Raw genomic sequence first — 10,584 nt, 5'->3', positions numbered from 1 at the left:
AATCGCAAGAATGCGCTGTTCGCGGGCAGCGATGGCGGGGCGCGGCACTGGGCTATCGCGATGACCCTCATCCAGACCGCCAAGCTGAACGGCGTCGACCCTCAGGCCTGGCTCACGGATGTGCTGGAGCGCGTCGTCTCCGGGCGGACCAAGACCGCCGAGTTGGACACCTTGCTGCCGTGGAACTGGAAGCACAGCAGCCCCGCCACGGCACCCGCCATCGCGGCGTAGCGCGCCGGAACTCAGCCAGCGCCCACCGTCAATACAATTCCGCCCCTGTCGCCGCCGCGACGCTTACGGTAAACCCACCAGGACCTCGGCTCCAACATCGCAAGGCCACTCGCAGGCAAGCGCCGCACCGCCCAGTGAGATGTCCTGCAGAACCGCCGAGCCGGTGCCATAGGTCGCGCACTTAAGCCGGATGGACGCCCCCGAGCCGGATATGCGCTCGTAGCGGCGACGTTCGTCGTTCTTCTGAACGGCTCGCATGGCGTCCAGGAAGTGGTCCACGTCCTGCCGCAGTCCATCCGAACGGCTTGCCACCTCGTCCGCAGCCTGGAGCACGGTGCCGCTAATCGCGCCGGACTGCTCGGCCGTGGTGCACACGTCGTGCATGGCACGGGTGGCGTTGTCCGTTACCTTGGAGATGGCCTGTACCTGAACCGCGATCTCGCGCGTAGCGGCTCCTTGCTGTTCGACCGAAGCGGCGATAGCGTTTGCAATCTCGCTCACCTGATCAATAGCTGTGGCGACACCACGGACAGCCTCCACCGCCTCACCGGTGGCAGACTGGATGGCGCTCACCTGGGCGCTGATGCGGCTGGTCGCCTGAGCTGTCTGACTGGCGAGTTGCTTCACCTCGGCCGCCACGACAGCGAACCCCTTTCCGGCATCCCCGGCGCGTGCTGCCTCGATCGTGGCGTTCAGCGCCAGCAGGTTAGTCTGACCGGCGATGTCCGAGATCAGCCGAACCACCTCGCTGATCTGGCCAGCCGCATCGCTCAGCCCGGCGACCGTCGTGTCCGTGCTCCGCGCCTGCACCACCGCGTCCTGGGCCGCGGCCGCAGCCTGGCTTACCTGCCGGGAGATCTCGCCTACGCTGGCGGTTAGCTCCTCGGTCGCGGCTGCGACCGTGGCAAGGCTCCGCGAGGAAGTATTCGCGTCCGCCGCTGTACTCTCCATTTCGAGCTTGGTCTTCTCCGCGGCCTGAGCCATGCCATCGGCCGCGGACCGCATGCCGTCGGCCGAGCTCGTCAGCTTGACGAGGACGCCAGAGACCGTGGTGCCGAAGTCGGTAGTCAGCCGCTCCATGGCTTCTCCCCGGCGATCCTTTGCGGCGCGCTCGGCCGCTGCCTCCTTCTCCGCCTGACGCGCCCGCAGAGCTCCCTCACGGAGTACCTCGATGGCGCGGCCAATCTGGCCAAGCTGGTCGGTGCGATCCGCACAAGGGGCAGGCTGGTCAAGGTCACCGGCAGCGATGGACCGAACGCTGGCCGCAAGCCCGCTGAGCGGGCGCATGGAGGACCGCAGCGCGAGCCACCGGGCGCCGCCGACCACCAGGATGACTGCCAGTCCGGCTATCAGGCCCTGATGGACCATTTTGTTCAGTGCTTGCTGAACATCGGCCAGGGATACCCCCACGAAAAGGATGCCAGCGGACTGACCGGCTGCGTCCTTGATGGGCTCGTAGATCGTCAGGTACGGGGCACCCAGAATCTCCGCCGTTCCTTGGTATGTCTCACCGCGCCCGATCACCGCCTCGCGGGCAGGTCCGGCCGCCAGCTTGGTGCCGACAGCGCGCTGGCCATCCGGGCGCTGGATGTTGGTCGCCACCCGCGTATCGCCGGCGAAGATGGTGGCAACGCCGCCCGTGAGGCGGCCCACCTTGTCGACCAGATCCTCACGGCCGTTTAGCGGCTGCCCTCCCAAGGAGAGCTTCCCATCCGCCGTCAGGCGCCAGTCGCCACCCATCCCACTCAGCTCGTTCCGCAGCACCGCAAGGTTGGTGCGCAACGCGCTCTGTGCCGCCTGCATCTGTGCCTCGTAGGCCACCCGCAGCGTCCAGGCCTGGACCGCCACCACGGCCACCACGATGCCGAGCAGTGAAGCCAGCAGCAGGCGGGTAACAATGCCCATGCGGCGGGTATAGCCACGAGCCTGCTGAAGCCTGTTTGTCAGGTAGCTCATGCGGGCGCGTCTCCAACCGGTCGATCTGAGGGCTCCCGGCGCGTGCCGGGTGCACTTGCCCATCACCCTGACAGCCGCACTCTAAAAATTTGCTAAGACGTCCGAGTATTTCAGTCGGTTATTTTGACATAGCAACGATGCTCGATCCGGCTGATTGCAGCCGCGTTCTTCTCAGCGAAGCTCAGCAAGAGAAACAAGCACGCTGTTAAGACCTCGGACATTCTCCTTCTCTACAAGCGCACGCCTTGGCGGCCGCCCCCTGAGCCGCGCCTTTGTCGGAGACGCACCCGGTGGGCTCCCCCTTGCACCTGGCTTCCGCCACTCCGGCTCTCGAGACGGTCGAGCAGCGCTCCCTTCCCACGACAACCAACGATCCCGCCCTGTTCGTATGGCTGGAAGGTGCGAGCGCGGAGGAGCTGGACGCACTGTCCTTTGGCGTCATTGCAATGGCGACTGACGCAACCGTCGAGCACTACAACGTAGCCGAGGGCAAGCTGGCCGGCCTCACACCCAGCCGTGTGACTGGCCGACACTTCTTCAACGCTGTGGCGCCGTGCATGAACAACTTTATGGTAGCCCATCGGTTTGCGACCGAGGCCGAGATCGACGACACGATCGACTACGTCCTGACGCTCCGGATGTCACCCAAGAAGGTGAGATTGCGACTGCTCAAGCGACCGGCGGGAAAGCGCATGTATCTGATCGTCGAACGGAAAGCATAAGTTATGGACAGCGATCTGTACGAAGAGCCGGACATCGCTTCTTCCTACGAAGCCCTAATCGAGTTCCTCTACCTGGCGCCGGTTGGCATTATCAAATTCCGCCCGGACGGCACGATTGACATGGCCAATCCGACAGCGGCGCAGCTGCTCATGCCGCTCGCGACCGACGGCGCCATGTCGGATCTCTACCGGCTGTTTGAGGGCCTTGCCCCCGACCTCCAGGCGCACGTGGAACGGTTCGGACACCCCGCCGGGCAGATTTTCGATCAGATGCAGATCGCGATCCCGAGCTCGCGCACGGTGCTCATGCTCGACATCAACAAGATTAACAGCACCACGCTGATGGCGGTCGTGCAGAACGTAACCGACCTGACCGAGGCTCGGCGCGAGGTCGTCAGGCGGACCGACGCGCAACGGCTACTGGCGTCGGTGTTCATGCGGCTGAACACGCCGGTTGTCATCATCAGAGCGGACGGCTTCATCCTGCTCAGCAACGTCGCTTTCCAGAACCTCATGGGATACGACGCCAAGAGTATTGTCGGCCTGAATATTGACGCGCTTCTGCCCGACACGAGCGGCATGACGGAAGCTGCCCGGTCGCAGCAGTCCCTTGATAGCAAAGCCTACGAAATTGAGATAGAGGCTCTAGCCAAGGGGGGACGACGCTTCCGCGCGACGATGAGTTCCTGCATTCTCGATGATGCAGACTCCCGGCACCTGCGAGTTGTCACACTTGTTCCGAAACCTAGCACATCCGGTCAGACCACGCCTGCTACCCAGCGAGGTGGCAGCCAAGTCAGAATGATTAGCCTCTCGGCTCTTAGCGCGGCTGTTGGCGCCGACTGGCCGCGGATTGAATCGAGGGCGATGATGCTGGCCGAAGCCATCATCAAGCCGCTTCTCGGCCCGTTGGACATCCTGAAAGTTGGCAAGGGTAGCTGCTTCATTGTCTGGTTCTCGGACAGCAACCTGGATCATCAGAACCGCATCCTTACCCACGCCATGCAGGCCGTGCGCACCGTGTTCATCACGGAATTCGGCAGCCGCATCGCAGAGCGCGTCAGGACCGCAAGCCTGGTCTGAGGCGTACCCTCACTTGAAGGAGCCGCAAACGGCGAAGGCTGCTTTCTTACCCCTTGGCGCCCATGTCTTCGCTGAAGCCTCTCGGCGTAGAGGGGTTGTAAAGCATGGGAAGGTAGCCTTGGTGATTGCCGGCGGCTTCCGGCATCCATCTCGGGTGATTGCCGCATGAAGTTCGACGATGCTGCCCTACTGGAGGCGCTGGACGCCGCACCGGCCGGCATGCTGGACACGCTGCCCTTTGGGGTAATCGGCCTTGATGGCAGCGGCATGGTGGAGGTGTACAATGTCTACGAGGCCACGGCCGCCAGGCTGACGCGAGACCGCGTGCTCGGCCGCCACTTCTTCCTCGACGTCGCCCCTTGCATGAACAACTCTATGGTGGCTGAACGGCTGGAGCGCGAGGAAGCGCTGGACAGCATGCTTCCCTACGTCCTCACCTTTCGTATGCGGGTCACACCAGTGCGGCTGCGGCTGCTGCGCGCACCCGGTCACCGACGCCGCTACGTGCTGGTCGAGCGCAGCTAGTTGAACCCCGCTGAGGCTTCCTCCGAGGACGACGCGGATGCCGAGTACGAGGCGCTGCTCCGGTTCCTGTATACCTGCCCGCACGGCATGGCGCAGTTCGCTGCCGACGGCACCGTGCTCATGCTCAACCCTGCCTTCTCGTGCCTGGTGATGCCGCTGCTGCCGCCAGGCACGATGTTCTCCAACCTGCTCGATGCTTTGGCGCCTTGCGCCCCCGAGCTGCGTCGGCTGCTGCGCGACGATCAGCCGGCACGTGGAACGTTGTGCGACGGCCTACGCCTGCATCTTGGCCCAGCGCCCGATGGTCGTGATCCGCGCGTGCTGTCACTGACAGTGGTGCGCATGGACGCCGACCGGCATATGGCGGTGTTGTCGGACATCTCGGCCCAAGTAGCCAACGAGCGGCGCCTGCGGGAGAGTGACGCATGGTTCGCGGCGTTGGTACAGGGTGCTAACGACTACGCCATGCTTGGCCTCGACCCTGAAGGGCGTGTCTCAGAATGGAACTCGTCCGGCGAGCGGTTGTTCGGGTACGCCGCGGCCTCTGCCCTGGGCGCCTCGGCGGCAGGCCTCGTTACGCCTGCCGAGAGGGGCGGTAACAGCCAGGACGCGCTGCTGGAACGACTAGCGGTGTCGCTGCGCGACGGCTGGCACCTCGACGACGGGTGGCGTGCACGGGCTGACGGCTCGCGCTTCTGGGGCACCTGCATTGTCTCCGCTCTCCCAGAGGGCGAAGGCGGCAGCACGCGTTTCCTGATGGTGGTGCGCGACACGACGGAGCGCCGCTCGACCGCCGAGGAGTTACGGCGGGCTCTAACCACTGACCACTTGACTGGCGCACTGAACCGGCGCGCCTTTTTCGAACAGGGCATAGACCTCGTGCGACGCGCTCGAGACAGCGCGGGCTCCGCTGCCGTGCTGATGGTCGACGTGGACCACTTCAAACGGGTGAATGACTGTCACGGCCATGCCGCCGGTGACGAGGCTCTGCGCACTGTCGCCAGGGCGCTGCGCGACGCGCTCCCGGAGGGGGGCCTGCTGTGTCGCTTGGGTGGGGAGGAGTTCGGCGTCCTGCTACCTGGCGCCGACATCGAGACGGGCGCAAAGGTTGCTGAGCAGTTGCGTCGGCAGGTCGCCGGTACGCCTGCCCAGAAGGGTGAGACTGTCTTGGTGCTCACCGCCTCCTTTGGCCTGGCTACGCTCACGCCGGACGCGTCAACCCTGGAGAAACTGCTGGCTGATGCTGACGCAGCGCTCTACCGAGCCAAGCGTGATGGCAGGAACCGCGTGTGCGTCGCTGGAGCAGAGGCACCGGTGACGCGGGTGCGCGCCGCCTCCTGACCGGTTCCGAGCCGCTCGGCGTAGCTCGCCTACAGCGGTGACGACGCGCGTCCTGGAGGAAACCGCTCAGGCGAGGGTAGAGACAGGCGGCAGCTGCTCGAAGGCGGGGCGGGCGAACAGGTAACCCTGCACGAGACGGACACCGAGAGCGCGGAGCGCGTCCAGCTCCGCGCGGGTTTCTACACCTTCCGCCACCACGGCGATGTTGAGTTCGGCGCAGACTGACAGCACAGCGCCCACAATGGAGCGGCGGACGCGGTCGTTGTCTAGGCCGCGGATCAGATCCATGTCGAGCTTGATGACGTCGGGCTGGAAGCGGGCGAGCAGGCCGAGGCCGGCGTAGCCCGCGCCGAAGTCATCGATGGCGACACGGAAGCCGCGCGCCCGGTACTCGCGAAAAATGGCGGTGAGGTGATCCGGGTCGCCCACTTTCTCGCCCTCGGTAACCTCGAACTGCAGCCGGTTTAGTGGGAAACGGTGCCGGCGCGCCGCGGCCAGGGTGGCACGCACGCAGTTCTCGGGGCGGTACATGGCACCGGGCATGAAGTTGATGGACAGGGTGGCGCCGCTCGCCGCCATTCCCAAGCTCGACGCCAGCTCGATAGCTTTGACGCGACAGGACTGGTCAAACGCGTAGCGGTTGGCGCGGGTGACCTGCGCCAGTACGGCTGCCGCCGGCTCTCCCGCTGGCCCACGGACCAGAGCCTCGTAGGCGTGCACCCGCCCGGTCGTGACGTCCACAACAGGTTGGAAAGCCATCGAAAAAGGGAAAGGAGCGACTAAACCGCTGGAGCAATCGCCACATCCATCTCGGGGCATTGGCGAAGCTGACAGGGTACCGCCACCGGACTTTCGGGCGTTCAGGTGCGCTGCGGGCTCGCCTTCAAACAGCAACGCGCTTCTCTCCCCTTGGGCGAGTGGGACCAAACGGCTGTTCCGCTCTCGCGCAACATGACGTGCCCAGCATGGGGCAAGAGACTGAAAACATCGTGAAACTGTTGGCCGTGGGCCAAGACGTCTGTTGTTGTCAGCCGTAGCGTCGCTGTCAGCGACCGAGGTTGTCTCATTAGATCGATGCTCCTAGCTCGAAGCGGCGCTGATGCTCCTATAGCGGTCAAGGTCCCCTTCACCGCTATAGGAGCATCAGCGCCGGCCTTAATCCCAGTAGACCATGGAATCCGGGTCAAAGCGTCGATCAGTGTGCTGCCCTTAACATCGATGGGGCAGCAGACTGAAGACCCGGCAATCGGGCGGGCAGGTAGGCATCTACTCCGAACCGAGCCAGGGCACGATGGTGTGCCTTTACCTGCCGCGCCATCATAGGGAGGCGGAAGATATCGCTGGCCCAGCGAGCTAGCCGAGGCGCCGAGGGCGGAGCGGGGCGAGACGGTGCTGGTGGTGGACGACGAGCCGACCGTACGCATGCTGGTCACCGAGGTGCTAGGCGACTTGGGCTACATGGCTATCGAAGCGGCGGACGGGCCAGCCGGGCTTCGGGTGTTGCAGTCCGATGCCCGCATTGACCTGCTGGTGACCGACGTCGGTCTACCTGGGGGCATGAACGGCCGGCAGGTGGCCGACTTCGCGCAGGTCACACGGCCGGGACTGCGCGTGCTGTTCATCACTGGTTATGCCGAGAACGCGGTGGTCGGCAACGGCTATCTGGAGCCCGGCATGCACGCCATGACCAGGCCTTTCGCCATGGAAGCGCTCGCCAGCCGCATCAAAGATCTGATTGCCGGACGGTAGCTCCCATCCTTTCCCCAACCTGTCTCAAGTCTGTCCATTTATGCGTACCAACAAGCTATTTTGTTAGTTCTGGCGCTATGGCGTGAGCTGATTTGTAAGTGGTCCTCGCGTGCCGCGATCAGATCAGCAGAAAGACTTTGCAGTGTCTGTGAAGCCATCCTCAAGCGATGGGGCGGAACGGGACTACTGCCCCGTCCCGCGGTTTATAAACGGGCAGCTTTCAACGCTTGTTGGGGTTGGCGCCGCTGATGTTGGTGCCGAGCGTCTTGTCCACGGCGCGGCTTGCAGACGTGCCTGTCGTGCCCCTGGTATCGTCCACCTCGACTTCGGTCCGGCGAACGCTGTCCTGCACCGTCTCCGTGCGTTCGGCGACGTCCTTGCGGATCACCAGCTCCTCCTTAACGCGCGCCTCCTTGCCAACCACCGCCTGCTCGGAGTGCTCGGTGGCGTCGATGACCCGCTCGCGGAAGGCCTCGTCAGCATCGGTCAGCGGTCGATCAACAGCGCGGCGCTGCACGTCAACGTGCTCCTCACGCAGCGTTACCTGCTCGCTGACCGGCGTCTCCACGATGTAGGAGCGCACCCGCACCCGGCCGCGCTCGACATCGCGCTTGCCAACCTGAATGCGCTCTTCAACGATCGGGATGACCTCCTCAGCCCCCGTACGAGACGGGGTGGTCGCCACGGAGGTCTGACCGGTAACCGGTGCTGCGGCCGCACCGGTCACCGCCGCGCCGGTGGCAACCACACCCAGTTGGGGATTGGACGGAGAGGTGCCCACAGTCGCCCCCGTAGTTGCGCCCGCCTGATGGCCGGTCCAGCCGGACTGCCGCCACTCGGCTTCCTGAGCGTCCAGGTCCACCGCACCGTTATGCTCGAGGATGTCCATGGCCCGATCGAGCATGGTCTCATCAACCTGGGCCGAGACCACGTAGTTGCCGCGGCGAATGCCCTCGGCGTAGGCCGTACGGTCCTCGTCGGGAACAAAGAGGTCCTTCAGCGAGGCCCAAAGGCCCGTGTCCCCCGTCGCGGCTCCGGCAGTGGTCGCGCCATTCGGGGCCGCCTCAGCGGCGTACACTTGAACCTGGCCGCTCCCGATACCCAGTTCGCGGGTCAGTTCGTTGACAGCCCTGTCGGCTGCAGCCCGAGCACTGAACATGGCGGTGATGGTACGCGTCATTGTTGGCGTCCTTTCGTGTTGTCGGTCCACTCGGCCGTCCCAGCAGGCGAACCCGCCTGCTTCGGAACCAGCCGCTCAACCGTGGCTCGCTGCACCCGCCGTTCGGCGGGCTGCTCCACGCTCTCCTCGCTGTCGACGAAGCGCAGGTGGATCTCCTCTTTGAGAACCAGCTTCTTCGTGACGATAAGGACCTCCTCGACGACGGGAACGATGATCACGTTCCCCTCCTGTCGGGTCACCGGCACTTGGCTTACCTCACGGCCGATGGGCACGTGCTCGACCTCGGCGTGTCGGCTGCGCAAGGTCTCGCGCAGGGTCTCCTCCACCGTCTCGGTGGTCAGTGAGACCCTGACGCGCCCCGTCTCCACAACCCGCTTGCCGAGGTGGAGGATCTCCTCGACTAGCGGAATGACCTCCTCAGTCCTTCCGCTGGCGAGTGGGCTGCCCGATGGCCGTGTCTGCTCGACGCCGGGCGTCCCTGCGCCCTGTTCAGGCGACACGGGCGCTCCTGACCGTCAGGAGGTCACGGGTGCCACGGCGGGCGCCCAGCACCGAGGCGATCGCGCCCAGCAGCATGATCGCGAAGACCGCGAAGGCGGCCTTGGCGGCTCCGGAGGCCGCGGTATCGGCCACACTGCGTGCCTTCTCCTCGGCCTGCCGCGCCGTTTGGGTCGCCTGCTGCTCAGCCTGCTGCACCCGCGCCTGAGCGTCTTGGGGGCTGATGTTGTACTCGGCCGCGACCAGCCCGTTCAGGCGGGTGCGATCCTCTGCCGAGAGCTGCCCGTCGGTCACCCGCCGGGTCACCAAGGTGCTTATCTCCGCCTTGCGCTGGTCCGAGGTCATCGTAGCCGGAGCGCCGCCGCTCCCGCTGAGGGCTCCCTGGACCCGGTCCACCAAGCCCTGGGCCGCATTCTGCAGCGTGCTGGTGCTTGTCCGGTTAGCGGCCTGCTGACCCACGGCGGACACCGCCGAACCGGCCCCACTCGCGACGCTGCTGACTAGGCTGGAGGCGCCGGAGGCTGCGGTGGAGGCAATGCCGGAGACAAGGTTGCCCAGCAGCACCGCCGAGATCAGGAAGGTGGTGCCCCAGACCGCCAGGCCGTGCAGCGTACCGTCCGTGTTGTCCGAGGTGCCCGACAGCCGGGCCGCGACGTAGCCGCCCGCCGCAAGGCCGATCAGGTTGGACACCAGCACCCAGATGGCGGCTCCAATCCCAAAGGAAGAGGCGGAGGGCGTGTCCCGGGCTGCGGCGTCCACCGTGGTGGCGCCAATGCCGGCACCGAGAGAGTTCAGCATCAGCCCGACCGTCAGCGCAACGACGGCGCCGGCGATCACCGCGCCCCAGGACACACGTGAGGGCAGCGACGGGGCGCCCTCGGGGAGAACGGCCGTTGCCCTAGAGGCATCATTGTAGACGTCAGGTGTGGCGCGTGTTTGCACGATAGAAGTTCCTTCAGGTTTGTTCTGGATGCCGCGCACTCACACCGGAGCGAGGAGCTCAGAGAGCCATCGCACCGGCGTGGATCTCTTACTCGCGGGTGGCGCTCTCGGGTTCGCCTTCGGTGTCGGCAGCCGTGCTCCGAACCTCCGTTTGGGGCTTTTCAGTGCAGCCTTCGGGCTTTGCCCTGGGATCGCCGGTGAGCGTGCCGATGGCATCCTTGATAGAAGCCTTCATCCGCTCAGCGGTGCCGGGGACCGGATCCTTATCCATCTGGCTTTTCCATGAGGATGTCCGAACGAGACCAGGATCGTTCAGACCCTGGCATTCGCCCCAGTAACCGGCGGAACTTCTCAGGG

At 65.2% G+C, this 10,584-nt stretch carries 12 protein-coding genes; 6 read left to right on the top strand and 6 right to left on the bottom strand.

Annotation, left to right across the window (positions count from 1 at the left end; genetic code table 11):
- Positions 1–231, top strand: a 231-nt coding sequence (locus EAH89_RS21870) for a transposase domain-containing protein (protein WP_140885413.1), incomplete at its 5' end; no start/stop codon positions are given.
- A 63-nt stretch (positions 232–294) separates the two neighbouring features.
- Here the strand turns inward: EAH89_RS21870 and EAH89_RS21865 are convergent.
- A complete protein-coding gene (locus EAH89_RS21865) occupies positions 295–2,187 on the bottom strand; it encodes a methyl-accepting chemotaxis protein (RefSeq protein WP_161993710.1) in 1,893 nt (630 codons plus the stop codon).
- Positions 2,188–2,459: 272 nt separating this feature from the next.
- On the opposite strand from EAH89_RS21865, the gene EAH89_RS21860 reads away from it, so the two are divergent.
- The 4 genes from EAH89_RS21860 (at position 2,460) to EAH89_RS21845 (ending at position 5,858) form a co-directional block, all read left to right on the top strand.
- The gene (locus tag EAH89_RS21860) at positions 2,460–2,909 is read left to right on the top strand and encodes a PAS domain-containing protein (protein WP_206667641.1); all 450 of its coding nucleotides are present in this window, start codon (positions 2,460–2,462) and stop codon (positions 2,907–2,909) included.
- Positions 2,910–2,912: 3 nt separating this feature from the next.
- Complete coding sequence (locus EAH89_RS21855) at positions 2,913–3,992, top strand: PAS domain-containing protein (RefSeq protein WP_140885830.1); 1,080 nt, start codon at positions 2,913–2,915, stop codon at positions 3,990–3,992.
- A 165-nt stretch (positions 3,993–4,157) separates the two neighbouring features.
- Entirely contained in the window at positions 4,158–4,517 is a 360-nt protein-coding gene (locus tag EAH89_RS21850) for a PAS domain-containing protein (RefSeq protein ID WP_140885829.1), read from the top strand.
- The gene (locus tag EAH89_RS21845) at positions 4,518–5,858 is read left to right on the top strand and encodes a sensor domain-containing diguanylate cyclase (RefSeq protein WP_140885828.1); all 1,341 of its coding nucleotides are present in this window, start codon (positions 4,518–4,520) and stop codon (positions 5,856–5,858) included.
- A 66-nt stretch (positions 5,859–5,924) separates the two neighbouring features.
- Here the strand turns inward: EAH89_RS21845 and EAH89_RS21840 are convergent, their stop codons facing one another.
- On the bottom strand, positions 5,925–6,677 hold the full coding sequence (locus EAH89_RS21840; RefSeq protein WP_140885837.1) for an EAL domain-containing protein: 753 nt from the start codon (positions 6,675–6,677) through the stop codon (positions 5,925–5,927).
- 579 nt (positions 6,678–7,256) lie between these two features.
- Here EAH89_RS21840 and EAH89_RS21835 point away from each other — a divergent pair.
- Positions 7,257–7,607, top strand: a complete 351-nt coding sequence (locus tag EAH89_RS21835) for a response regulator (protein WP_241667143.1) — start codon at positions 7,257–7,259, stop codon at positions 7,605–7,607.
- A 220-nt stretch (positions 7,608–7,827) separates the two neighbouring features.
- Here EAH89_RS21835 and EAH89_RS21830 read toward each other — a convergent pair whose 3' ends face one another.
- The 4 genes from EAH89_RS21830 to EAH89_RS21815 all read right to left on the bottom strand — a co-directional run bounded on the left by EAH89_RS21830 (position 7,828) and on the right by EAH89_RS21815 (position 10,498).
- A complete protein-coding gene (locus EAH89_RS21830) occupies positions 7,828–8,787 on the bottom strand; it encodes a YsnF/AvaK domain-containing protein (protein WP_140885827.1) in 960 nt (319 codons plus the stop codon).
- A complete protein-coding gene (locus EAH89_RS21825; RefSeq protein ID WP_140885826.1) occupies positions 8,784–9,287 on the bottom strand; it encodes a DUF2382 domain-containing protein in 504 nt (167 codons plus the stop codon). The genes EAH89_RS21830 and EAH89_RS21825 overlap by 4 nt, the downstream gene beginning before the upstream one ends.
- On the bottom strand, positions 9,277–10,227 hold the full coding sequence (locus EAH89_RS21820; RefSeq protein ID WP_241667142.1) for a hypothetical protein: 951 nt from the start codon (positions 10,225–10,227) through the stop codon (positions 9,277–9,279). Before EAH89_RS21820 ends, EAH89_RS21825 begins: the two co-directional genes overlap by 11 nt.
- Before the next feature lie 88 nt (positions 10,228–10,315).
- Positions 10,316–10,498 carry a CsbD family protein gene (locus tag EAH89_RS21815; RefSeq protein ID WP_140885825.1) on the bottom strand — a complete coding sequence of 61 codons (183 nt, stop codon included), beginning with the start codon at positions 10,496–10,498 and terminating at the stop codon, positions 10,316–10,318.
- Positions 10,499–10,584: the final 86 nt, after the last annotated feature.

Source organism: Muricoccus nepalensis, from assembly GCF_006438825.1.
GTDB lineage: Bacteria > Pseudomonadota > Alphaproteobacteria > Acetobacterales > Acetobacteraceae > Roseomonas > Roseomonas nepalensis.
This window is presented reverse-complemented; position numbering and strand designations above follow the sequence as displayed.